Origin of the sequence: Bacillus sp. YP1, assembly GCF_000877815.1 — a bacterium.
Lineage (GTDB): Bacteria > Bacillota > Bacilli > Bacillales > Bacillaceae > Bacillus > Bacillus subtilis.
Genome location: NZ_CP010014.1, coordinates 365,142 through 389,779, shown reverse-complemented (window position 1 = coordinate 389,779; position 24,638 = coordinate 365,142). Strand labels below are relative to the sequence as shown.

The 24,638-nt window shown below is 43.5% G+C and carries 25 protein-coding genes and 1 riboswitch; of the genes, 9 read left to right on the top strand and 16 right to left on the bottom strand.

Translation table 11 applies throughout. The features are described from left to right. Positions 1 to 16: 16 nt before the first annotated feature. The 7 genes from manA to QF06_RS01825 all read right to left on the bottom strand — a co-directional run bounded on the left by manA (position 17) and on the right by QF06_RS01825 (position 6,156). The gene (manA, locus tag QF06_RS01855) at positions 17 to 964 is read right to left on the bottom strand and encodes a mannose-6-phosphate isomerase, class I (protein ID WP_041850757.1); all 948 of its coding nucleotides are present in this window, start codon (positions 962 to 964) and stop codon (positions 17 to 19) included. Continuing rightward, positions 961 to 1,860 (bottom strand): ROK family protein, encoded by a 900-nt coding sequence (gene gmuE / locus QF06_RS01850; protein WP_015715337.1) that lies wholly within the window; start codon positions 1,858 to 1,860, stop codon positions 961 to 963. Before gmuE ends, manA begins: the two co-directional genes overlap by 4 nt. A 28-nt stretch (positions 1,861 to 1,888) precedes the next feature. Further along, a complete protein-coding gene (gmuR, locus tag QF06_RS01845) occupies positions 1,889 to 2,602 on the bottom strand; it encodes a transcriptional regulator GmuR (RefSeq protein WP_015715336.1) in 714 nt (237 codons plus the stop codon). A 148-nt stretch (positions 2,603 to 2,750) separates the two neighbouring features. Continuing rightward, on the bottom strand, positions 2,751 to 4,148 hold the full coding sequence (gene gmuD / locus QF06_RS01840) for a 6-phospho-beta-glucosidase GmuD (protein ID WP_015715335.1): 1,398 nt from the start codon (positions 4,146 to 4,148) through the stop codon (positions 2,751 to 2,753). A gap of 17 nt (positions 4,149 to 4,165) precedes the next feature. Continuing rightward, on the bottom strand, positions 4,166 to 5,494 hold the full coding sequence (gene celB, locus QF06_RS01835; RefSeq protein WP_015715334.1) for a PTS cellobiose transporter subunit IIC: 1,329 nt from the start codon (positions 5,492 to 5,494) through the stop codon (positions 4,166 to 4,168). 18 nt (positions 5,495 to 5,512) lie between these two features. Continuing rightward, on the bottom strand, positions 5,513 to 5,845 hold the full coding sequence (locus QF06_RS01830; protein WP_015252690.1) for a PTS sugar transporter subunit IIA: 333 nt from the start codon (positions 5,843 to 5,845) through the stop codon (positions 5,513 to 5,515). Then, positions 5,845 to 6,156, bottom strand: a complete 312-nt coding sequence (locus QF06_RS01825; RefSeq protein ID WP_014475989.1) for a PTS sugar transporter subunit IIB — start codon at positions 6,154 to 6,156, stop codon at positions 5,845 to 5,847. Before QF06_RS01825 ends, QF06_RS01830 begins: the two co-directional genes overlap by 1 nt. Before the next feature lie 176 nt (positions 6,157 to 6,332). Beyond that, positions 6,333 to 6,432, top strand: a riboswitch (purine riboswitch). A 55-nt stretch (positions 6,433 to 6,487) separates the two neighbouring features. Here QF06_RS01825 and pbuE point away from each other — a divergent pair. After that, a complete protein-coding gene (gene pbuE, locus QF06_RS01820; protein ID WP_003234105.1) occupies positions 6,488 to 7,654 on the top strand; it encodes a purine transporter PbuE in 1,167 nt (388 codons plus the stop codon). A gap of 12 nt (positions 7,655 to 7,666) precedes the next feature. Here pbuE and QF06_RS01815 read toward each other — a convergent pair whose 3' ends face one another. Further along, complete coding sequence (locus QF06_RS01815) at positions 7,667 to 8,287, bottom strand: YdhK family protein (protein WP_080031073.1); 621 nt, start codon at positions 8,285 to 8,287, stop codon at positions 7,667 to 7,669. A 141-nt stretch (positions 8,288 to 8,428) separates the two neighbouring features. Continuing rightward, the gene (locus QF06_RS01810; protein WP_015715332.1) at positions 8,429 to 9,406 is read right to left on the bottom strand and encodes an HD domain-containing protein; all 978 of its coding nucleotides are present in this window, start codon (positions 9,404 to 9,406) and stop codon (positions 8,429 to 8,431) included. A gap of 82 nt (positions 9,407 to 9,488) precedes the next feature. Here QF06_RS01810 and QF06_RS01805 point away from each other — a divergent pair, with 82 nt between their 5' ends. Both QF06_RS01805 and QF06_RS01800 read left to right on the top strand, forming a co-directional pair. Further along, on the top strand, positions 9,489 to 9,971 hold the full coding sequence (locus tag QF06_RS01805; protein WP_080332574.1) for a GNAT family N-acetyltransferase: 483 nt from the start codon (positions 9,489 to 9,491) through the stop codon (positions 9,969 to 9,971). 17 nt (positions 9,972 to 9,988) lie between these two features. Beyond that, the gene (locus QF06_RS01800) at positions 9,989 to 10,486 is read left to right on the top strand and encodes a YdhH/YoaO family protein (protein WP_015715330.1); all 498 of its coding nucleotides are present in this window, start codon (positions 9,989 to 9,991) and stop codon (positions 10,484 to 10,486) included. Positions 10,487 to 10,561: 75 nt separating this feature from the next. On the opposite strand, the gene fra is transcribed toward QF06_RS01800, so the two are convergent. Then, on the bottom strand, positions 10,562 to 10,933 hold the full coding sequence (gene fra, locus QF06_RS01795; protein ID WP_015715329.1) for an iron chaperone frataxin: 372 nt from the start codon (positions 10,931 to 10,933) through the stop codon (positions 10,562 to 10,564). Positions 10,934 to 11,264: 331 nt separating this feature from the next. Between fra and phoB the strand changes: the two genes are divergently transcribed. Together phoB and QF06_RS01785 are read left to right on the top strand one after the other, a co-directional pair. After that, entirely contained in the window at positions 11,265 to 12,653 is a 1,389-nt protein-coding gene (phoB, locus tag QF06_RS01790) for an alkaline phosphatase family protein (RefSeq protein WP_015715328.1), read from the top strand. A gap of 65 nt (positions 12,654 to 12,718) precedes the next feature. Beyond that, positions 12,719 to 13,429, top strand: coding sequence for a membrane lipoprotein lipid attachment site-containing protein (locus tag QF06_RS01785; RefSeq protein ID WP_015715327.1), 711 nt, complete (start codon positions 12,719 to 12,721; stop codon positions 13,427 to 13,429). A 38-nt stretch (positions 13,430 to 13,467) separates the two neighbouring features. Here QF06_RS01785 and QF06_RS01780 read toward each other — a convergent pair whose 3' ends face one another. From QF06_RS01780 to QF06_RS01770, 3 genes are all read right to left on the bottom strand, one after another. Continuing rightward, positions 13,468 to 14,655, bottom strand: a complete 1,188-nt coding sequence (locus QF06_RS01780) for a macrolide family glycosyltransferase (RefSeq protein ID WP_015715326.1) — start codon at positions 14,653 to 14,655, stop codon at positions 13,468 to 13,470. Between the two features lie 160 nt (positions 14,656 to 14,815). After that, complete coding sequence (locus tag QF06_RS01775) at positions 14,816 to 16,078, bottom strand: glycoside hydrolase family 18 protein (RefSeq protein ID WP_015715325.1); 1,263 nt, start codon at positions 16,076 to 16,078, stop codon at positions 14,816 to 14,818. Positions 16,079 to 16,202: 124 nt separating this feature from the next. Continuing rightward, positions 16,203 to 16,877 (bottom strand): GntR family transcriptional regulator, encoded by a 675-nt coding sequence (locus QF06_RS01770; protein WP_003234129.1) that lies wholly within the window; start codon positions 16,875 to 16,877, stop codon positions 16,203 to 16,205. Positions 16,878 to 17,125: 248 nt separating this feature from the next. On the opposite strand from QF06_RS01770, the gene QF06_RS01765 reads away from it, so the two are divergent. Further along, positions 17,126 to 17,863, top strand: a complete 738-nt coding sequence (locus tag QF06_RS01765) for a sulfite exporter TauE/SafE family protein (RefSeq protein ID WP_003234130.1) — start codon at positions 17,126 to 17,128, stop codon at positions 17,861 to 17,863. A gap of 35 nt (positions 17,864 to 17,898) precedes the next feature. Here QF06_RS01765 and QF06_RS01760 read toward each other — a convergent pair whose 3' ends face one another. Continuing rightward, positions 17,899 to 19,107 (bottom strand): MFS transporter, encoded by a 1,209-nt coding sequence (locus QF06_RS01760; RefSeq protein WP_015715324.1) that lies wholly within the window; start codon positions 19,105 to 19,107, stop codon positions 17,899 to 17,901. Positions 19,108 to 19,418: 311 nt separating this feature from the next. Here QF06_RS01760 and QF06_RS01755 point away from each other — a divergent pair, with 311 nt between their 5' ends. Together QF06_RS01755 and QF06_RS01750 are read left to right on the top strand one after the other, a co-directional pair. Beyond that, the gene (locus QF06_RS01755) at positions 19,419 to 19,913 is read left to right on the top strand and encodes a MarR family transcriptional regulator (protein ID WP_015252703.1); all 495 of its coding nucleotides are present in this window, start codon (positions 19,419 to 19,421) and stop codon (positions 19,911 to 19,913) included. Positions 19,914 to 19,928: 15 nt separating this feature from the next. After that, on the top strand, positions 19,929 to 20,558 hold the full coding sequence (locus tag QF06_RS01750; protein ID WP_003234135.1) for a nitroreductase family protein: 630 nt from the start codon (positions 19,929 to 19,931) through the stop codon (positions 20,556 to 20,558). Positions 20,559 to 20,686: 128 nt separating this feature from the next. Here the strand turns inward: QF06_RS01750 and QF06_RS01745 are convergent, their stop codons facing one another. Further along, entirely contained in the window at positions 20,687 to 23,359 is a 2,673-nt protein-coding gene (locus QF06_RS01745) for an MMPL family transporter (protein WP_041850756.1), read from the bottom strand. After that, positions 23,356 to 23,814 (bottom strand): MarR family transcriptional regulator, encoded by a 459-nt coding sequence (locus tag QF06_RS01740; protein WP_041850755.1) that lies wholly within the window; start codon positions 23,812 to 23,814, stop codon positions 23,356 to 23,358. Before QF06_RS01740 ends, QF06_RS01745 begins: the two co-directional genes overlap by 4 nt. Before the next feature lie 168 nt (positions 23,815 to 23,982). Between QF06_RS01740 and dinB the strand changes: the two genes are divergently transcribed. Further along, entirely contained in the window at positions 23,983 to 24,501 is a 519-nt protein-coding gene (dinB, locus tag QF06_RS01735) for a damage-inducible protein DinB (RefSeq protein ID WP_038828173.1), read from the top strand. Positions 24,502 to 24,638 lie beyond the last annotated feature (137 nt).

The window sequence follows — 24,638 nt, the reverse complement described above, 5'->3', positions numbered from 1 at the left end:
GCAACTCCCCCATTCATTAAGGATGAGATATCATGAATTCACATGTTCCTTCTATTGAAAACTCGCCAAAATGCGCAGGCAAGACAAAGTGTGAGCCTGCATTGCATTCATACTGAATACCATTATTTATGATTCGTCCTGATCCGCTCAGAACACTCCCCAGCAAATAGGTTTGATGTGAAGGAAAAGCAGCTCGGCCGCTAATCTTCCATTTGTACACTGAGAAATAATCTGATTGCACATAAACAATGATCTCAGCGTTACCAACTTCTTTTACTTCCGGTGTATGCACTTTATCGATATGCGGTATCGTTATGACTTCCATGGCTTTTTCTATATGAAGAGTTCTTTTTTGGCCCTGGTCATTACAGCGGTCATAATCGTATACGCGATACGTTGTATCAGAGTTTTGCTGGATTTCAAGGACAAGGGTTCCCTCACATAATGCATGGAGTGTACCGCTTGGCACATAAAAGAAATCTCCGGGCTTGATTTTGATTCGCCTCAGCAGCCCGTTCCAATCACCGCTTTCTATTCGTTGTTTGAATTCCTCCTTTGTGCTTGCGTGATGTCCCAAAATCAGTTCGGCGTCATCTTTGCAATCAATGATATACCAGCACTCCGTTTTACCAAGGTCGCCATTTTCATGCAGTTTTGCATAATCATCATCAGGATGGACTTGCACGGAGAGATCCATATTGGCGTCCAGCAGCTTTACCAGCAGCGGAAACACCTTACCATCCGGAAACCCGAATATCTCTGGGTGATCTTGCCATACTTGATCTAGTGTCTTTCCTGCCAGCGGGCCGTTCTTTACAGCCGACGGGCCATGGGCATGTGCAGAAACGGCCCAGCACTCACCTGTTTTTTGTGAGGGTATTGCGTAGCCAAAAGCGTCACGAAGCTTCGTCCCTCCCCATAGTCTTTCTTTAAAGACAGGCTCTAAAAATAATGGATGCGTCATGATCGCACCTCCCCGGATGCTGCCTCTGCTTGTAAGGCCTGATGCGCTAAAACTAGCGTGCCGATGATTCCGGCGTTACTGCCTAAACGTGGAGGTACAATATAATCACTTATATCATCTGACAATTCAGAAAAATCTAAGTAGTTGTTCATGATTTTCGGTACATATTGATAGATATAAGAAAACACTTGTTTCTGTTGCATGACGCCGCCGCCAAGAATGATTTTTTTAGGTGCAAGGATCAAAACATACTGAGCCAGTGCTTGGGCAATATAGTACCCTTCCAGTTCCCAGACTTGTGCTATACCTGATAAATCCGCGGCTTTTTTTCCCCAGCGCGCTTCAATGGCGGGACCGGAAGCCAAGCCTTCAAAGCAATCTCCATGATAAGGACACTTCCCTTGGTATGCGTCATCCGGGTGCCTCCGGATATAAATATGGCCCATCTCTGGGTGCGACAGCCCCTGAAGGAGCCTGCCCCCTACAATTGCGCCCGCACCGATGCCAGTACCAATCGTTATATACAGGCAGCTGTCGAGACCCTTCGCTTCACCGAAAAGGAATTCACCCAGCGCCGCAGCGTTGACATCTGTACTAAATCCGACTGGAATTTTCATTTCGTTCTTAACAGTTTGCAAAAAGGGGTAGTGTCTCCAGCCCGCTTTCGGCGTGGCCGTAATGGTACCGTATGTTTGACTGGTTTTATCGTTATCAACGGGGCCAAAGGAGCCGATGCCGATCGCCTGTAATGAAAATTGGCGAAAATATTGAATCACTTTCTCTATCGTTTCATCCGGCATCTTTGTAGGGAATTCTATTCGGTCAATGATTGTTCCATCTTCTTTACCGACAGCACAAATAACCTTTGTGCCGCCTGCTTCAATACCGCCAAGCATGCAGATGGCCTCCTTGTTGTCTCCGCAATCAGCGCCGTATGTTTACAGAAGTCACAACAAACTTGTCATGCCGATGACGTGAAAAGGAATATTCAAATGGAATCCCGGTATCTAAGAAGCCCACATGTTCCACTTCCAGAATTGGATCATCCTGTTTACAGCCCAGATGCTGCTGGTCAATATGATCAGATTTGCAGGCTCTGATTTTCCGATGCGTTCCGGCGATTTTGAGCTGCAGCACATTTGTAATGTGATTGTAGATCGAATCATGAAGGACATCGTCATTAATGCCCGGTATTAAATGAGTCGGCATATATGTTTTTTCTAATACATAGGGTTCACCTTCTACAATTCGCAGCCGAACGACATAATAAACCGGTGTTTTCTGATCAATAGACAAATGGGCGGCCACTTCCTCAGTGGGAAATTGCACTTCAAACTGAATGACCTTGCTTTGGATTTTTTTATCTTTCAGCAAGTTGGTCAATCCGAGAATCTCATTGCTGACTACATGTACATGGTCATCCTGTATTGCAGATTGAATAATAAACGTGCCATGGCCTCGTTTTCTGAACAGCAGACCCTCGGCAACTAAATTATCCAAGGCTCTCTTCATCGTCATGCGGCTTGAGTTAAATTCTTTTGCAAGAGATACTTCATCAGGAATGGGCTGATCGATCGGATATACGTTATTTTTAATTCTATTTCTCATTTCATTTGCAATGATTTCGTATTTATTCATTGGTATCCTCCGGCAGCTGTTAGAGTCTGATATCACATAAGCTTTTACGGATATCATAAGTTCTTTTCCCTATTTCATCAATGTTGCGGATTTTCGTCATCTCTATTCGTTATGATGATTGCCGGAAGATCTTGACCTTTAGGAAAACCTAGAAACCGCTATGCTCAGCAACCTTTTTGAACCATTTTCCGCTCTTTTTGACGGTTCTTTCTCCGTCTTTCTCAAGATTGACTGATACAAACCCGTATCGGTTTTTATAGGCATTTGTCCAAGACCAGTTGTCCATGAACGTCCATAAGTGATAGCCTTTTACGTTCGAGCCTTCCTGTATGGCGCGGTGAATCCATTTGAGGTGCTCTTTTATAAATTCAATCCGGTAATCATCTTGAATGATGCCTTGTTCATCCCTGAATCGCTCTTCACCTTCAACCCCCATACCGTTTTCAGAGATAAAACACTCGATGTTGCCGTAGTTTTCTTTTAAATTAATCAAAATATCATAAACGCCTTTTTCATAGATCTCCCAGCCGCGATGCGGATTCATTTTGCGGCCCGGCATGACGTAGGGATCAAAATACCTGTCCGGCAAAAAAGGAGCGTCGGGATTCGGAAGATGTTCTTTCGCTTTCACACGTCTCGGCTGGTAATAATTCACTCCCAACAGGTCAACCGTGTTCTTTTTGATGATGTCAAGATCTTCAGCGTTGTAATCTGGCATAAAGCCTTCATGCTTCAAAATGTCAACCAGCTCTTTGGGAAATTCGCCTTTGACAGATGGGTCTAAAAAAGATCTGTTAAAAAACGCGTCTGCGATTTCCCCGGCTTTCACATCCGCCGGATGGCTGCTTCTCGGGTATGATGGAGTCAAATTTAAAATGATTCCGATTTTTCCGTCCTGCTCCATCTCCCTGTAAACCTGAATCGCACGGGCACTTGACAGCATCGTATGAAATCCAACCTGGACAGCCTCTTTAAAGTCGACCTTGTTTGGATAATGAAAATCATATAGGTATCCGCCTTCTACGGGAACAATTGGTTCATTATGCGTGAACCATTTTTTCACCCGTCCGCCATACAAACGGAAGCACGTTCTTGCATAGTTTTCATACGCGTCAACCGTCTCTCTGTTGACCCAGCCGCCGATTTTTTGAAGCGCCATCGGCATATCGAAATGAAACAAATTGACAAATGGTTCAATTCCGTTAGCGATCAGCTCATCAATGACATTGTTATAGAAATTTGCGGCTTTATCGTTGATCTCGCCCGTTCCGTTTGGTATTAAACGTGACCAGGAAATCGACATCCGGAACGAGTTGTGGCCAAGCTCCTTCATCAGCCTGATATCTTCTTTATAGTTGTCGTAAAATTGGGATGTGTCTGCGGGGCCGACATGATCAAAAAAACGATGCGGTTCTTTTTCAAACCAATAATCCCATATATTCTGGCCTTTTCCGTCTCTGTCGGCGGCACCCTCCGTTTGTGTTGCTGAAGCCGATGATCCCCACCAAAAATCCTTTGGAAAACGATATTGTTCTGTTTGTGCCAAGTCTCTCTCCCCTTATGTCACATTTTTATGCTGTTATCATTTTGCTGAGCAGCTGTCTCCTGCACAGCCTGTTCTTTTTCTTTTGCCAGATTTAATTTATCCATTGCTTTTAGGAACGGAAACCAGATCACGAAGACAATCAGCAGATTGATAAGCTGCATCACGCCCCCCATGATTGAGTTCGTCGCCATGATGCCATTAATGAATAATGGAACCGTCCACGGCACCGTCACACCAGTCGGAGGCGGAACGAGCCCCGCTGACATGGCCAAATAGGTGACGAGCGTAACAACCATCGGCGCCAGCACCCAAGGCACAATAATGATCGGATTCATGACAATCGGAAGCCCGAAGATAATCGGTTCGTTTACGTTAAAAATACCGGGAGCAAGGCCAAGTTTTGATACTTGCTTCATCTGCCTGCTTTTCATGAATATGAGAATGGTAAACACAATCGCAAGCGTCATCCCGGTTCCGCCCATCCCTACTGTATAAATCTCCATAAACGGTTTTGAAATAATATGAGGGATTTCTTTTCCCGCCGTGTAAGCAGAAAGGTTTTCTACCTGCAGTGTATTCCAAATCGGGTCCATCACGGAGTTGATAATGATCTGTCCATGCAGTCCGAAAAACCAAAGAATTTGAATGAAAAACACGGCAATCAGCGTTGGAATGATACCGCTTCCAAGTCCGACAAGCGGAGCCTGAATCGCATGATAAATGACGTCGTGCATATTTGTTTTAAAAAACAGAGTCACCATTACGTTAATCAGCAAAAATACGGTCAATGTGATAAAAGCCGGAATAAGTGCGGCGAATGATTTTGCTACAGCAGGCGGAACGCCGGCTGGCATTTTGATTGTCAGGTTTTTTTGAACGATTCTTCTGTAAATTTCACCAGAAAGAAATGCCGTAATCATCCCAAGAAACATCCCTTTTGCACCGAGACGGTCGACCGGAATAACCCCTGTAATGGCATCTCCTGTTTCTGGCTGAACGATAAATGGCGTTAAGAGCAAAAAGGAAACCAAAGCGATCGCTCCGCCAAATACAGCTTCGACCTGATAGCTTTTTGACAGGTAATAGCCTATCCCGAACACAACAAAGACAGACATAATGCCCATAGTCGCCGTGGAGGCAATGCCGAAATGAGACTGAAACGATGTAAGCATTGAGGCATTCATGATTTTGTTTAGAAACGGCAAATTCGTTAACACGACAAAAATGGACCCGAATATCGTCAGCGGGAAAGCCAGCATAAATGCATCACGCAACACTTGCAAATAGCGGTTATTGTTTAACCTCCCTGCAATTGGAACAAGGAATTGGCTGATTTTCTCGAACACCCTATCCACCCCGATTATTTATAGATTCTTGGTTTTAAAGAGATCAAGCATCTCTTTCACTAATTCTTTCATGGATAATGTTGACATCAGATGATCCTCTGCATGCATAAGCAGCAATGAAAAAGCTGTTGCTTCTCCGCCGGATTCCTTCTGTATCATTTGAAAGTGAATGTCATGGGCCGCGGATAAATCCTGCTCAGCCTTGGCAATGAGGGCATCAGCCTCGTCCTTGTTCCCTTCTTTGTAGGCGCGCAGTGATTGTATGATGCAGCTGCGGGCATTTCCGCTGTGCAGGATTAGCTGAAAACTGATTTGCTCGTCTGTTAAATTCGTGATTTTCATCTGTTCCATTATTGATTCACCATTAAGGACAATGCCTGCTCATACGCTTTTTTCCCATCTGCCATTCCGTAGGCCATCATGTCAATGACTTCAACCCGAATGTTGTATTGATCCGCTTCTTTTTGGAGTTCGCTTTTCAGAAAGCTCATTTGCGGACCGATCAAAACGGCATCCGCTTTTCTCATGTCTTCTTTTGCTTTATCCTGGCCAACAGCCCAAATCTCTGCTTCCTCACCGATAGACTGTGCGTATTCCTTCATTTTTGTCACCAATAAACTGGTAGACATTCCTGAACTGCACGCGAGTAATATTTTTTTCAACTGCTATCCCCCCTTGTGATTAAAACGCTTACATGGATTATTATAGTCATTTATTTTTAAATGTCTATACTTTTGTAAAATAAATATAATCATATGCTTGTCCGGTTCATCATTTTATAAATTTTTCTATGGAAGATTCATTCATAATGTGGTACACTCATCAACGGAAACGAATCAATTAAATAGCTATTATCACTTGTATAACCTCAATAATATGGTTTGAGGGTGTCTACCAGGAACCGTAAAATCCTGATTACAAAATTTGTTTATGACATTTTTTGTAATCAGGATTTTTTTTATTTATCAAAACATTTAAGTAAAGGAGTTTGTTATGAATTTCAAAGTTTTCCTGCTTGCAGCTTCTACGATTGCAGTCGGATTGGTTGAGTTAATTGTGGGGGGAATTCTTCCTCAGATCGCAAATGATTTAGACATTTCCATTGTTTCAGCCGGACAGCTGATCAGTGTGTTTGCGCTGGGATATGCAGTATCTGGGCCGCTGCTTTTGGCATTGACTGCGAAGATTGAGCGGAAGCGCTTATATCTAATTGCTTTATTTGTTTTCTTCCTTAGCAATCTTGTCGCCTATTTCAGCCCTAATTTCGCAACACTGATGGTATCTAGGGTATTGGCAGCAATGAGTACAGGGCTGATTGTTGTGCTTTCTTTAACAATTGCCCCGAAAATTGTAGCGCCTGAATACAGAGCCCGCGCAATCGGAATTATTTTTATGGGATTCAGCTCTGCTATCGCATTAGGCGTGCCGCTCGGAATCTTAATCAGCGATTCCTTCGGGTGGCGGATTTTGTTCCTTGGCATCGGCCTGTTGGCACTGATCTCCATGCTGATTATTTCAATCTTCTTTGAAAGAATACCGGCGGAGAAAATGATTCCTTTCCGGGAACAACTCAAGACGATCGGTAATCTGAAAATCGCGAGTTCACACCTCGTCACGATGTTTACATTAGCTGGCCACTACACGCTTTACGCTTACTTTGCGCCGTTTTTAGAAGAGACTCTTCACCTGAGCTCTTTCTGGGTCAGCATTTGTTATTTCCTTTTCGGGATATCTGCTGTATGCGGAGGCCCTTTCGGAGGAGCGCTATCTGACCGGCTTGGTTCCTTTAAGAGCATTTTGCTGGTGACCGGTTCCTTTGCCATCATTATGTTCTTACTGCCGCTGTCTACATCGTCTATGATTTTCTTTTTGCCTGTCATGGTGATTTGGGGTCTTCTGAGCTGGAGCCTCGCCCCGGCTCAGCAAAGCTATTTAATTGAAATTGCACCTGATTCGTCTGACATTCAGCAAAGCTTTAACACATCGGCCCTCCAAGTCGGAATTGCCCTTGGCTCAGCCATTGGCGGTGTTGTTTTGGATCAGACGGGTACTGTGGTGTCAACGGCATGGTGCGGCGGATCGATTGTGATCATCGCTGTCCTGTTTGCTTTCATTTCTTTAACAAGACCTGTTCAGACAGCAAAAAAATCCTCCTTGTAAAAGGAGGATTTTTTATGATTTAGCTGAAAGCTCATCTTCGGTGACCCATTTGTGGTTTTTCACTTTTTCGCCGCTTGTTGTCGATGTATAGTCAACCATGTATACAGTTGTTTTTTCCGCGGAATCGATCTCGGCTGTTGCTCCTTTCATGCCTTTCATATGAGAAGCCTCTAAAATCACCTGATCTCCGGGTTGTAACGTTTTATCTCCGGCATCTTTGATTTCTTCTTGGATCACCCATTTGTGATGATCCACACGCTGTCCCCCATTAGTCGGAGTATAAGAAACAACATACGCAGTTGTATCATAGGCACCTGTTACCGTAGCTTCAGCACCTTTCATGCCTTTCATATGGGAAGTATTGATGATTACCTGGCTGCCTACTTTGTATTTCGGATTTTTAGATTCCTGTAATCCCTCTGGAACGTCAGCTGATCCGGAATGGTCCATCTCTTCATGTGTTGAGGAGTCTGAATGATTGTCATGTGTGCTTTCTTTCGTACTGTTGTTATTGCCGCATGCTGATAAAACAAAAACAAGAGATAACATCAGAATTCCCAGTGCATTTTTAGAGATTTTCATGTTCATTCTCCTTTGCTTCATTTTTTTCCTGTAACTTTTGCCCGCAGACAATGAAAACATGCCCTCTCGATAATACTATACCCCCGAACGGTATGTAAATACGCTGATATTCTCATAAAGCGTTCCCGCAGTTTGTCCTATTCCCCTTTGTTTGCAAAGCCAAACATAAAAAAAGCCGCTGTCAGGCGGCAATTACTGCTTTAAGATTTTTATATATACACCTTTTTTTGCTTTTTGATAAGCGGCCTCACCCATTTTCCTCACCTTTTCAGAAACACCTGAGGATTTGATCCATTTGTCATCAAGAAAAATGGATGGATCGATTAGGCGCATTTTCTTCTTTTGATGGAAATCGTACTGGATGTCATCCTCTATTACTTGTATGCCGGGATGAATGGATGTAAGCAAGCTCAGGACTTCTTCATTTTTTGATGCACGCAGGATGTTCAGTACCTCTTGGTCCGTTTTCAGCAGATCCTCTGCAGATATGACATCATGCCGCAGCGCTGCCTTCAATGCTCGCGCTAAATATTCATATCCATATACATTCACAGGATTCAAAAAGAAATCAATTACTTCCTTGTAGTACACACTGACAAACCATTCGGCGGCTTCAATACTATCAGGAAACATCCTTCCGTTTCTCACAATAAGATGATCCAAAAAGGTTTGCGCTTCGTGCAGGTTAATGTGTCCATATCGGTACATATCACGCAGCGTATAGTCTGTCCGATCAGCACACAGCTCCGGTGCGGGCTGTTCGAGCAATGTCCACCTTGAATCGTCAGATAAAAGTTCTTCAGTATGATAGCCGTGTTTTTGTAAAATGTCCGGGATTTCAGAGTGAACAATGACTTGTTGAAAGATGTTTTCATGATAGTCTTCTGCTTGATTTTCAAAGACAATGTCGACCACATGAGAAAAAGCTGTGTGTGATACGTCGTGGAGCAGACCCGCAATCTGTTCTTCTATCGTTCCTCCGAGCTTTTTGATGAGGAGCATTACGCCGATGGAGTGCTCATACCTGGTCACATTCCACCTTCGATTGACTAAAAAGCTTGCTCCGCCTTGATAGATCCCTTTTAATCTTTGCACAGGAGCGCTTTTGATAAGCTCTTCCAGTACTCCATCTATATGGTGGTGCCCGTAAATAACATCGCTGATTTCCATGCCGTCACCTCAATATCTATTTTTTTTGTTATATATTGTTTATATTGATAGTACATATGCAATCTTTCAATAGAGGAGTGTTATGATGATCATCATCCCAAACAATGAGATAGCGAAACATATGTTGACCGATTTTTTTGCCAAGCAATGGGGTACACCCGAGATGGCGATTTCCAGCGGCATTTTTCGGTGTGATGAATTAGATGGATTTGCCGCAGTAAATGAAAGCGGCGAAATCATTGGCTGTATTACATACTTGATAGATGGGAAAGATTGTGAAATTATTTCATTAGATAGTATGATTGAAAATAAAGGAATCGGCACAGCTTTACTTCAGCAGGTTGAAGAGACGGCTAAACATGCACATTGTCAACGAATAAAGCTTATCACAACGAATGATAATGTACATGCGATGGCGTTTTATCAAAAGAGAGGCTATCAATTCGCTGCAGTGTTTCCGAACGCAGTTGAAAAAGCGCGCCGACTCAAGCCGGAGATTCCCGAGGTGGCTAAAAACGGCATTTTGATTCGGGATGAAATTCTATTTTCGAAGGTAATTGATTAAACGAATAGGAGTCTTTTATGTCCAGTCATTATAAATACCCTCTCATTTTCATGGCATTCCTATTAATCGCTTTCTGCTTGATCTTTTTTTCCTATCACCTGATTCATCATGTTCGTTTGGAGTATCCGAATTGGCAGGGAGAAAGCAAAGACCAGAATTGGGAAGCTATTTTCACAAAAAATGAAGATGCACCGAATGAATACAGCGGCAAACTTTATTGGATCGGTGATACAATTGAAATAGACAACACTTATTTGGAATCACTGATTGTAAAAAAGGATGATGAAGTTCTGCTGAGTTCTGACACGGAAATCCCGATGCATGATTATGCTGGAGGCACTTTTTCTGATGGAAGCGCAAAAGAAAAGTCCGTTTCTTTTTTAGAGCGGTTAGATGAACATGAGCTTGAAGGCCATGATATTACGATTGAAGTGAAATGGAAACAAGGTAATCATTATTCTGCGAGCCAGCTTACGCTCAATGAAAAGACCTTGTTTGAAGAAAAGCAGCAATAGATGATCAAAACGAAAAATAGACAAATGAAAAGGTGTAACATATTTTATACAGCTCATATGTTATGCCTTTTTCCTTCATTTTCGCCAAAAAGTGGAGCAGTCTGCCTTATCCCGAATATTAAACTCAATCATTTTCTCAAGTAGCGTGTAATCAACTGGATCGTTCCAAGGGATACGTATCAGCTGCTCGGTGTAGTCATATCCTGCCTTCACAATATCATCCTCTACGTGCGCTATCGTTACTTTTTCAGGAGCGACAGCTAAATGCTTTTTAGAAACACTAAAGCCAATAATAAATGTACCGTGATCCGTAAACATCGGTTGGTTCCATTTTATTTCTGTATGTAAATTTGGATATTTATTTTTTATCCAAGTTAACACCTCTTCCGTTCTTTCTCGGTGGAACGGGTCATCAATCCCCGCTAAATACTCAGAAAAAATGTCCATGTTGTTCCCTCCTAAAATAAAATGATGCCACTCCATATGAACTGCTCAGACATGTGCTTACACAATACCTCTTTCCAACATAATCCTTAAAATTGTTCAAGATGTAAGCGGGTTGCTTCTATGCGACTATAGCAGATTTCAGTCCGCCTATCCACGGCCAGTATCTATTCCTCCAATTTATTTCTATAGTACTATCACTCTTTCCTTTCTCTTGATAGCAGTTCATTATTCTTGTAAATCCAATCTTTAAAATCGATTAATACTAGCTTAACAGTTTAAAAATATAATTGGGTTGTCATTGAGATTCATCTATATTTAGGAGGTTATCCAGTTGAAAAAATTCCCGAAGAAATTACTGCCTATCGCGATTTTATCATCAATTGCGTTCAGCAGCTTAGCCAGCGGCAGTGTGCCTGAAGCCAGCGCCCAGGAAAAGAAAAAGGGGAACCAAGACGAAATTAAAAATGTTATTGTTCTGATTGGTGATGGTATGGGTGTGTCTTATACGTCTGCTTATCGATACTTAAAGGATAATAAAAAGACAAAAGTTGTGGAGCCTACGGCTTTTGATCAGTATCTTGTCGGCCAGCAAACAACTTACCCCGATGATCCTGAACAAAATGTAACGGATTCTGCAGCGGCGGCAACGGCTATGTCTGCGGGAATTAAAACATACAATAATGCCATAGCCGTTGATAACGACGGGTCAGAAGCCAAAACGGTGCTTGAAGCTGCGAAAGAAAAAGGAAAAGCAACAGGACTTGTGGCCACTTCAGAAATTACACACGCCACTCCGGCCTCTTTTGGTTCACACGACCACAGCCGAAAAAATATGAACTCAATTGCGGATGATTATTTTGATGAGATGGTCAACGGCAAGCACAAAATTGATGTCCTTCTAGGCGGAGGAAAGAGCAATTTTGACCGTAAGGACCGTAATTTGATTAAGGAATTCAAAAAGGCGGGGTACAGCTATGTGGATGATCGCAAGGACATGCTGAAAAACAAAGACAGCCAAGTTCTCGGCCTATTCGCTGACGGCGGCCTGCCTAAAAAGATTGACCGGACGAAGGATATTCCATCACTTAAAGATATGACAAACACAGCCATAAAAAAATTAAACAAGGATAAAGACGGATTCTTCCTCATGGTGGAAGGCAGCCAAATTGACTGGGCGGGCCATGACAATGATATCGTCGGCGCCATGAGCGAGATGGAAGACTTTGAACAAGCTTATAAGGCGGCTATTGATTTTGCTAAAAAAGACAAGCACACATTGGTTGTCGCAACGGCTGACCACTCAACCGGCGGATATTCCATCGGTGCGGACGGCATCTACAACTGGTTCAGTGAACCCATTAAAGCCGCCAAGCGCACACCAGACTTTATGGCAGAAAAGATCGCTGACGGCGCGGATGTTGAAAAAACGTTGAAAACATATATCGATCAAAAGAAATTGGCTTTAACAAAAGCCGAAATTCAATCTGTTGAAGAAGCGGCAAAATCGAAGGAAGTACTGGATATCGATAACGCAATCGAGAACATCTTTAATAAACGCTCTCACACTGGATGGACAACAGGCGGACATACCGGTGAAGATGTTCCCGTCTATGCATACGGTCCGTCTAGTGAGACATTTGCCGGCCAAATCGACAATACAGAAATCGCCAAAAATGTTTTCAAGGCTTTACAATACAACATTAAGATTAACGATAAGTAAAAGAATACAAGGTGTCCCGTTGCTTGTATGAAGTAACGGGATCTCTTTTTAATGGAGGAATCATCATGAGAAGAATTCTTTCAATTTTCGTTTTTGCTATCATGCTTGCGGGCTGCTCATCAAACGCCAGTACTGAAAAACAGCATGCAGGCGGGGAGAAAACAGTAAAAGCTGAGCCGCAAAGCACTTCATCCCAGAAGGACAGCACAGATGATTATCAGCCTAATTCCCAGGTAACTGATGACCGATCATTGCTTAAGGTCGGCCAAACGTTTTCAGATGATAAAGGAAAAGCTGTCTTAAAAGATATCAAACAAGTGAACAAAACCTATAAGATTGGCGACGTGGAGTTAACAGTAAAAGAAATGAAGCTGATCCACTTGCGCCCGGACTACAGCATGATTGATTACTTTCATGAGTTAACACACGATGAAGAGTTTGATTTCGTTAAGGTTTTCGTTGATATCAAGAACACCTCTTCAAAAAAAGTAAATGTTGCGCCGATTGCATTGATGAAAACAAATACGGGCGAAACCTTTGAATGGAACAAAGATATTTATCTTGAAGAGTTAAACGGCGAATTGGAAGGCGGCGCCGAAAAGTCCGGAAATCTCGGCTTTATTGTGAACGCATCAAGCCGCCATGCTCATGATAAGGCCGAGGATGCTGAGAAGAAAACAAAAGAGATCAAGTGGATCGAAATCACGACAAGTGACGTCTTTGACCATAACCATAAGAAAATCAGTGATGCTCAAAAAATCAAAATCAAGTTTTAAATCAAGAACTCCCGTACAAGGTACGGGAGTTCTTTTTCTTATTTGTTTTTTTGGCGAATCAACTCATCAATCCGCTCCATCACTTCTTCCATGTCCATACATTCCTTGAAGCTTTGATTGATTTTTTTAATGCCTGCCGTATACTGATCGTTGCGCAAAACCTCATCTACGGCCTGTTTTAATATTTGGGCATTGACTTCATCTTTAGAGATGACATAGCCTGCATGGAGTTCAGAGAGACGCTGCGCCACCATCGGCTGATCCTTGTCATGAGGCATGACAACCAGTGGCACGCTGAAATGAATGCCTTCGTTTACGCTGTTCATTCCGCCGTGTGTAATGAAAACATCCGATTGCTCCAGCACTTCCAGCTGAGGGACATACGGAGCAATGATAAAGTTTTCCGGCGCCTGCTTTAATTTGGTCAGGTCCGCTTTTTCTCCGGCAGCGATGACGACTTTTCCGTTAAAGCCTGAAAATGCATCAATACAAAGGTTGAAGAAATCCTCTGTATGATCCAGTACAGTCCCCATTGAAATATAAATGACACTCTCATCTTTTAGCTGTTCAATCGGGAAATCCGTTTTTTCCGCTCTCTTTGGAAAGCTTGGCCCGATAAACAGACATTCATCCCCGAAACGATCACTTTCTGGCTGAAAATAACGGCTTGTATACACTACGTTCAATTCCCCTTTATTGTTCATGAATTGAACCAGGTTTTTCGGGGCAACACCGTACGTTTCTTTCATTTTTGCCAAAAGATCTTCGCACTCTTGATCCAATTCAAGCGGCGCTCCAGACTCCGGATGCAGCGGCAGGATTTTCAGGTGCTCCTCGCCAAACAAGAAAGACGCCGATGAAGAGACCCCTGGAATATCTAAGTAATCCCTTACCAATTCCCCCGCGCCGAATTTATCATAATAAACAAAATCAAATTGAATGCTCTTAGATAAGTCTTTGACAATCTGTAAAATGTCCAATGACGTTTTGATATGGATTTTCACGAAATCAAGAATGCCATTGGGCGAACCGACATGAATAGGTGTTGTTCGCAGCAGATCCCGGTGAAGATGGACCGTTGCTCCCGCTGCTTCTAATCGTTTTTTATATTTTTCAGTGGATATATAATGGACATCATATCCCTTATCGGAAAACGCTTTTGTAATGCCTAAGGTAGGATTCACATGGCCTTCCGCAGGAAAATTCAAAATCAATACTGTCTTCATGTAGACAACTCCTTCTCAAATCGTATTCTGACTCTTTGTTTGATCAGACTACTACTAATCGTAAAATGGGAACACAACCCATGCAAGGTACAAATGAATGAACTATTCTGCTGCTCTGGACTTAATCAAAAAAAAGACACCCAAGCTCTGGTGTCTTTTTTTACACTTTTCTGATCGTAAAAAATTTCCGCAGTAGCCATGGGCCCGGTGTAAAGCCCAGCGTTAACTGCCAAGCGCCAATAGCCTGCAATCTGTATTCGCGGACGATCTGCATCTTCCGGCTCATGCTCCTGACATCCTCAAACCATACCTCATGCGTCCGCCCCTGCTGATCACTGTACCGGAAAAACGGTGATTGATATTCGGCTGAATATTGTATCGGGGCTTGGTACCTCATCGCTCTTTCGATTGCGTTTTGATTTGAAATCGCTGAAGCAACTGTGCCCGGCTGGTACGGGATGATCCAGTCGTACCCGTAGAGCGGGACTCCGATAATGATTTTTCTGCTCGGCACCTGCGCAATCGTAAACTCAATGGTTCTCCTTATTTCAGTAATCGGCGCTACAGGACCCGGCTCACTTCCGGCATGATGCCAATCATAAGCCATGATAAACATATAATTGACAACCGCTCCTATCCCCCCGTAATCGTAGCCCCTCAGCCATGGAATATTATCACTTGTTTTTGCAGGAACAGCTATCGTCAGCACATACCCTCCCGCCTGAAGTCGATCTCTCAGCTGGCGTAAAAACCCAGTGAAAAGATCGCGATCCGCGGCGCTCACCTGCTCAAAATCGATTGTGACACCGCCATATCCCCTTGTGGAAACTAAGTCATAAATGTTGTTGACCAGATTGGTTCTCGCTGTCGGATTGTTTAGCACTTGGTGAACAATCTCCGTACTGAAGCCTCCTGATGTAAGGTTCGTTATTGTTGCCAGCGGCGTGACTCGCCTTTGCCAAGTTGTCTCAATAGCGGCCGCATCATTCAATTGGTTTGCAATGTCGCCGTTCGGTGCAATATGGTATTCGAAAATCGAAATCGAAGACGAGTATGGCGCATAATCATTGATTAATTCCCGATCGAGGTCTGGGTTACGGAGCACATAAAAACTCAATGTTCCCGCAATGTAATTTGAGATCGAAGGAATCGTTATTTTTGCTCCCGCTTGTAAAGCATTTGGGCTGATGCCCGGATTGGCCGCTCGCAGTCGCTCTAATGGCACAAACGCTTTAGCTGCAATGGCGGTAAGCGTATCTCCCGGCTGGACTGTATATACATAAAGAGGGATAAGCAGAGCCTGCCCCGGCACGATATTCGTTTCATCTAAACCATTCACACCCCGTATTTGATCAACAGAAGCACCGTATCTTCTGCCTATCGAAAACAAAGAATCACCAGGCCCGACGATATGGATAAACATGTTTAACCCCCATTATTCGTTAGTCAAACCATCATAAAATCTTATTAACGGGGCCTCTTAGATATGTGGTGAATACATAAAAAAACCAAGGGTTCTGCTCCCCCTTGGTACCGGATCATAGAAATCAATTCTCTTTACCTTCTTCAAGCACATGCTTCAAATGCTCACAGTCATGATTGAAATGAGCCAGCACATGCTGTTTGGCTGCTTCTTTGTTTTTCTTTTTCACTTCTTCAAATATCCTGCGGTGCTCACGCAGTATCGTTTCTGCGCGGTGATCGCCGGTATAATTAAGGATTCTGCAAAAATGAATCAGGTCATTTACATGCTCAAGCAAATTTTTCAAATGTCTGTTATGGCTGAAATCAACCAGCAGCTCATGAAATTTTTGGTTTAAACGAATGATTTCTGTATCTTCCGTGCCGTTGTGAATCGCTTTCTCTGTTTCTTCAAGCTGTTTTTCGAGTATGGTCAGCTCTTCTTCGTCCGCTTCGTCTATGACTAATTCGACTGCCAGCTGCTCCAGCGGAATTCTGATTTTATAAATCTCATCTACATCTTTTGCCGTTAACGACGTGATCGAAAATCCATTTCGGTCATCCGCTTTTAACAAACCATCTTTCTCAAGCAATCGCATGGCTTCCCTTATCGGAGAGCGGCTGACGCCAAAGCTTTTCGCCAGCTGTGTTTCGTTTATCCGTTCCCCAGGCTTAAAAGTCCCGTTGAAGATCATTTTTTTTAGCTGGTTATAAAATTGCAGGTAGTAGGGAGTCGGCTTATCTAATTTAAAATCGTCCATATATAATACCTCTTTTGAATATATTCAAGGGTTTTTCTTCATCAAAATCATATAACAGATGGTAATGGGAAGCAACAAACTGCCTTGTCAGATCCCTGAATTTGAGGTACGATATGTTTGCTGAACGACGGTCGACGGACTACTGGCAACTGAAAAAACGGCGTGTTTTTCTTCGTCAATAGGACACCATACCTCCGCCAGAATAGCGCACGATTACATTTTTACATCTTTTCAATGGAGGAAAAAATATGCTCATTATTCTTGTTATGTTTCTTCTAGGAATTATTTTAGGCTTTATTGGCGCCGGTGGAGCCGGCTTTGTCATTGCCCTTTTAACGCTTCTTTTCCATATCCCGATTCATACGGCTTTAGGCACTTCGCTTGCCGGCATGGCTTTTACAAGCTTATCAGGGGCATACAGCCACTATCGCGAGGGTAACATTCAAATGAAAATCGGCTTAATAGTCGGAGGCTTTGCTGCGGTTGGCTCATTTTTCGGCGCCAAGCTGACTTCTTTTATTCCGGCTGATTTGCTTCATTATTTGACGGCTGGAATGTTATTTTTATCAGCAATTCTCATTTTAATCAGATTATTTATTTTAAAAGAGAAGGCTCAAGTGAATCAAAGCACTCTTTCAACGTATACGAGAGCGGTCATCTTAGGAATTGCAGCCGGCGTTCTTTCCGGCACATTCGGCATCGGGTCGGCACCTTTTATTCAAATCGGTTTAATGATTATGCTGAATCTGTCCATTCGCCATTCTGTCGGAACGACGATGCTTGTGATCATCCCTCTGGCTGTAGGTGGAGGCATCGGATATATTACAGAAGGTTTTGTTGATTACGTTTTACTTGTCAAAGTTCTGGTCGGGACAATGTGCGGGGCCTATGTAGGCGCGAAATTCACCAACCTCATGCCAAAGGTGGTTTTGAAATCAGCCATCTTTTTGACTCCGGCGATTGCAGGCCTGCTGTTGTTATTCTAAATAAAACAAAAAACCTGACGTCATGTCAGGTTTTTTTATGAATTCTGCCCTACTCGTTCTTTCGTTAATCCAAAAAACGCCAGTGAGCCGATGACAGCTGTCACAAACATGATGGCTCCCATCGGAACGGCTGTTGTCTCATTAATGCCTACAAGCGGTGACACGATTGAACCGAGGAGCAGCGGAAGCATTCCAAGCAGCGCACTTGCACTTCCGGCGCGGTGCCCCTGCTTTTCCATGGCTAGGGTAAACGTGCTGGTCAGAACCATGCCGATCGTAATCATGTAAATGAAAATGGATATGACTAATGTAGCAAGAGGACCGTGAATCATGGTCATGGTTAATAGCACAGCCGTCGCAATCATAGCCGTAATGACCGCTATACGAAGCAGGCTTTTTTCATGAATGATTCCGCCAAAGCGTCCGATGATAAAGCTGCCCGATATAATCGCCAGCCCGTTAATGCCAAAAAGAATACTAAATACCTGCGGAGACACCCCGTAGATATCCTGGTATACAAAAGGCGTACCAGACACATATGCAAAGCTTCCCCCGTGAATAAATCCGACAGTTAACGCGTACCCCATAAAGGATCGATCCTTCAGCAGGCTGCCCATCGTTTTGACGGATGTTCCGATTGAGCTTGGAATCCGTTTTTCCGGCGGAAGCGTTTCTTTTAACCTCAATGCAATCAGAAGAACTAGTAAAAATCCGATGATCATTAAGACGTGAAAAATTGTATGCCACGTTGCGAACGGCAAAAGCAAAATGGCACCGCCTGTCATAGGCGCAACCATTGGCGCCACCGCGGTAATGACCATTAACAGCGAGAAAAATTTAGAAAGCTCTCTTCCGGTAAACACATCGCGGACGATTGCGCGAGACAGCACAAGCCCTGCAGAAGCAGTGAAGCCTTGTAAAAAACGCGCAGCCACTAAAGTTGTTATATTGGGCGACAGTGCACAAAACAGAGAAGATAACGCAAATAAAAAAATACAGATTAATAGCGGTTTTCGTCTTCCCTGCGCATCGCTGACCGGCCCGACAATCAGCTGGCCGATCGTAAGCCCGACCAGACAGGCTGTTAAACTTAACTGAACAAGTGAAGCACTTGCTGATAAATCTTTCGCGATTTCAGGAAAACTTGGCAAATACATATCTATATTAAGCGGGCCCAATATAGCAAGCATGCCGAGCAGAAACGCTAGTGCCAAGCGTTCTTTTCCAGTTGGATTGTGCAGCATGTTATCAAACCTTCCCTTCAACCTAGTCCCTTATATAATGGATGTCAGCTCCAACTATGGATTGAAGCTGTGAAACATTTGTATATTGTATCATAACTTTCAGCCTGTGAAAGCCGCTTGAGCACGGGCTCGGCAAAGTGATATTCCGAACACCTATAAATGGGAATGATGCAGGGAATCATCGTGACCAGCATCATCTGAAGAAGCGGCCAGCTTTTTTTGCTAAGTTCTAGCCTAGCGAATTTTATGCGCTGGGAGGTTGTTCAAAAGTGCAAATGGCTTGCAAGATGAAATCAATCGTTGTATATTAATTGACGTGTCAATCATTGATATATCAATTAATAGTTTTGACAGGAAAGAAGGGATGGGTTTTGGCGTCATTTTGTTCAGAGGAAGCCGAGATTTTATATCAGCTGCAAGGCGTGAACAAGGTGATTGGCGTGAAGTTCGAGGCATGCACGGGCATCAGCCAATCTCGTTTGGAATTGCTGACATTGCTTTATCATGCAGATGAGATCAGTCAAAGCGACCTTCAAAAGAAAGTAAATATCGATAGCGCAGCCGTTACCAGACACCTGAAACAGCTGGAAGCTAAAGGCATGGTATCAAGGCGGCGCAAGCCTGAGGACAACCGCATCACCCTTGTTCGGTTAACAGACCAAGGAAGAGAGCGAATTGAGTCTTCTAAGAAGGAAAAGGAGCGTTTCATGAAGGAAATGCTCGCAAATGTAAGCGCAGAAGAACGCCGCCTGCTCATTGATGTGCTGGCGCGCATGCGAAACAATATAAATAATATCGAAGCTTAAGAGGAGTGTATCAACATGATCAAAACAAACGATTTTATGGAAATTATGAAAGGCCGCCGTTCTATCCGCAACTATGATCCGGCAGTAAAAATCAGCAAAGAAGAAATGACAGAGATCTTAGAGGAAGCAACAACTGCCCCATCTTCTGTTAACGCGCAGCCATGGCGTTTTCTTGTCATTGACAGCCCGGAAGGAAAAGAAAAGCTCGCACCGCTTGCAAGCTTTAACCAAACACAGGTCACAACATCATCTGCTGTCATCGCTGTATTTGCAGACATGAACAATGCAGACTACTTAGAAGAAATCTATTCAAAAGCCGTGGAACTTGGTTACATGCCGCAGGAGGTCAAAGACAGACAAATCGCTGCGCTGACCGCACATTTTGAAAAGCTTCCGGCACAGGTCAACCGTGAAACGATCCTGATTGACGGAGGTCTCGTTTCCATGCAGCTGATGCTGACTGCACGCGCGCATGGCTACGATACAAACCCGATCGGCGGATACGATAAAGAAAACATCGCGGAAACCTTCGGATTAGATAAAGAACGTTATGTACCGGTTATGCTACTTTCTATCGGAAAAGCAGCAGACGAAGGCTATGCTTCCTACCGTCTGCCGATTGATACAATTGCAGAATGGAAATAAAACAAAGAGCCCGGGAATGTTTTCCGGGCTCTTTGTTTTTAAGTACAGCCGCCGTTTGCGTCTGACCTTTTTGGGTAACACGTCTAAAGTTAGTCGTTTAGTCATGAAAAAAGAGTGATGACCATTCATCACTCTTCTCTCGAATATTCTTTTCCTTTCTTCCTGCCGAACGGCCACCAGTTTCCTTCTCCAAAGGTTGCAATGATTGCCGGGATGAAGAGCGGAAGTATGACAAGGCCGTAAAGCAAGAGCCCGATGATGATAACACTTGCCACCTGCATCAGTGTATTGACACCTGAAGGCATCATCGCCGCGAACGTACCGGCCAATATAATGGCAGCTGTAATAATGACAGATCCCATTTTGCTCATTGACCTGACGACACCTTGCTCAATGCCAAGGTGCACCTCTTCCTTAAATCGATCCAGCAAGAAGATCGAATAATCTACCCCTAACGCGATCAAGATGACAAAGCTGAAGAATGGCACTGCCCAGCTGACACCCGCGTTTCCTAAGCCGTTTACAAAAATTAATTCTGTTATGGATATCGACGTATAGTACGTCAGCAGCAATGACGCGATCATATAAATCGGCATGATCATTGAGCGGAACAAAATGGTTAACACGATAAACAGGCCTATAATCATAATCACCATTGTTCTGGAGAAGTCCGTTGTGGACAGCTCCTTTAAGTCCGCATTCATACTCGTGACCCCGCCGTATACGATCTGTGCATCCTCCAAAGGAGTGCCGTCAACTTCGTTTGCGACAGCTTTTTTGATTTGGTTTATTGTCGCAATAGCTTGTTCTGAGTACGGATTTGAATCCAGAACGACACTTAATTGAACACCTTTGCCATCTGCAAAGGAATACTGGTCAATTGACTTCTTAAAGTCTTTGTCCTTCATTACTTGATCAGGAATGAATATGCCTGTATCTCTTACAGTTGGACTTTTGCTCATGTCCTCTAACATATCACTGGAAGCTGTAATACCGTCAGAGACTTTCGTCAGGCCCTGATTTGCGTTCCTCACGCCTTCGGACAGCTTCTTTAGGCTTTCTGTCAGCGTTCCGGCTTGTGCCTGCTGGCCTGAGAGCTGCTGGTTCGCTTGTTCAAGACCGGTTTGAATCTGGCCAAGCTGTCCGCTGATTGCCGTAAGCTGCTGCACGGTCTGTGCGGTATTGCCGGTTTGGGAAATCTGTTTGCTCACGAGCTGCAGCTGCTGATTGATTTTGCCCAAGCCATCTGCCGCATCGCCCAGTGAACCGCCAGACCCTCCATTTGAGGCCGAGCCGGTTTGCCCTGCCATTTGATTCAGTCCGTTTTCTATATCCGTTAATCCGCTTTGGACATCGGCAATCCCTTTTACCGTCTTATCCAGCCCGTCTGAAACCGATCCTAGCTGGTTATCAATATATAAATCTTTGATTTTTTCACCAGTCGGCTGCGTAATGGTCATCACAGAGTCAACATGATCAACTTTCTCGATCGCTTTGCTGATATTTCCTAGATAGGGGATTGTATCAGCTGTTGTAAGATCTTTGTCTCCTTTTACGACAACATTGATCGGGAACGCTTTTCCTTCCCCGAATCCATCCTTAATGGCCTCGAGAGCTTTTATAGATTTATAATCGCTGCTGATTTCTGCAGTTGAGTCGAATGAAATCTGGTCATCATAGGTCAAGATGAACGGAAGCGTAATCACCACCGTGATGACAATGAACAGAAACGGACGCGCAACGGAGTGTCTGCCGAGAAACGCCCATAGTTTGTTATCACTGTGTGACAGCACTTTCTTAGAAGGCCAGAATAATTTTTCACCCAGCGTCACCATAAATAATGGCAGCAGTGTGTAGAGGATGATCATTAAAATTCCCACACCGACTGCTACCCCCACTGCGGATTGGAAAATCGCAAACTTCGCAAATCCTAAGGCGGAAAATCCGATCAATACCGCAAATCCGCTGATAAATAAGGTTTTTCCCCCTGTGCGGTAAGCGATAAGCGCCGCTTCTTTTTTATCATGCCCGTTTGCCAATTCTTCACGGAATCGTGTAAGAAGCAGTATGCAGTAATCTGTTCCAATGCCGAACAAGATCGCGACTAAGAAGGTTTGCGTAAACGTCGAGATAGGAAAATCAACATTGTATACAAGGATGCCCAGTATGGATTGACTGATCAGATAAGAAAAACCGACAACCACAATCGGGATAAAAGGCGTCACAACAGATCGGAACACGATCAACAGTAAACCGATGATCAGGCAGACTGTGATCACTTCCGTTTTCTTAAGCCCTTCCTCTGAGCTGTGAGCGAAATCCTGGTTGATAAGGGAAGCTCCCGTAATATATGCCGTCAAGTCATCAGGAACGATTTGATAAATCTCGTCCGCAATTTTTTCCGCCTTTTTATCAGAACCTGTAATCGTGATAGGCATGAGAACGGTTTTCTTGTCTTTCGACATCAACTGGTCTTTGACTTCTTTTTCCGCTGACAGAGGAGATGTTACCTCTTCTACACCGTCGATCTTTTTGATTTTATCAATCATTATCCGGAGCTGATTCTCTGTTTCTTTCTTTATAGCGTTGTCTAATGTAAAGACAACACTGATCGAATTATTGTCTTCTCCCGCTTGTTTTAAAATGGCGTTTGCTCTTTCTGAAACGGCATCAGCGGGAAGCTGGGCCTGCCCCTTTTGATTGGCCAGCTCCGTTAAGTTCGGAGAAAACAAACTCAAAACGACGGTAAGTGCTAATACTATGGCTGCAATTGCCCACTTGAATTTGATGATTGCTCTCATTCGGCAGAATCTCCTCCTTTAAATTTGCTTTTTAAAATGGTGAATATCTCGATGATGGAATGTAAGTGTTCCTCCTCTATATCATCGATCAGCGGTTTGAGCGCGTTAAAGATGGCAGAATCTAATTCTTCTAGTATGTGTTCACCACTGGGTGTAATGTTAATAAGCTTAGAGCGCCTATCACTTTTTTCCGGACAGTCGCCCCATTGAACCAATCCCTTTTCGAGCAGCTTTTTCAGTCTGTTAGAGATCGCGCTCTTATGTACATTTTGGTACATGGCCAGGCTGCCGGGAGATGTTGGGCCCTTGACTTTTAAAATTTTCAACAGGTCTGCCTGTTCCCTTGAGATATGCTTGAAGACATCCTGATTGATTTCACGATGCACAAATTCTGTCCCTTCAAGCAGGACTTCCACAAACAGGTTTATCGCCTGACATAGCTTTTGTTCATTCAATATCTTCCCCTCCTCATTATAGTTTACCCCGCTAAACTTTATGTTCAATGTCAATTAGTTTATTCCTCTAAACTATATATGTCAACAAATTTTATTCACGAGCACTCTACATAAGAACGCACGTTCGTGTATAATAGAAGCTATACACACGAAAGGGGGAATTTTAACATGTCAGATTTTGCATTCAAATTGTATGAATATAACGTCTGGGCCAATCAACAAATATTCAACCGATTAAAAGAGCTTCCAAAAGAGGTATACCATCAAGAAATTCAAAGCGTGTTTCCGTCAATATCCCATGTATTGTCTCATGTTTATCTTTCTGATCTCGGCTGGATTGAAGTGTTTTCCGGCAAAAACTTGAGCGATGCCTTGGCTTTAGCTGAACAGCTTAAAGAACAGACAGAGGCTAAAGAAATAGAGGAAATGGAAGACCTTTTTCTGAGGTTATCCGAGCGCTATATACTATTTTTACAGCAAAAAGAACAGCTCAATAAGCCACTCCAGATTCAAAATCCCTCAAGCGGAATCATGGAAACAACTGTTTCCGAACTGCTTCCCCACGTTGTCAACCACGGGACATACCACCGCGGCAATATCACAGCAATGCTGCGGCAGGCAGGCTACGCATCCGCACCGACAGATTACGGGCTCTACCTGTTTATGAAAAAAACTGAAAAAGCATAAAAAAGCGGCTCCCTAAATGGAGCCGCTTTTTTCGGGAAATAGTCCAAATCACATTAAAATTCTTTTCATCAATCCTTTTTTAGTAAAAAAGATAGAAATTTTAGTGTTATAATAATCATTAAAAATAGATTGCTGAC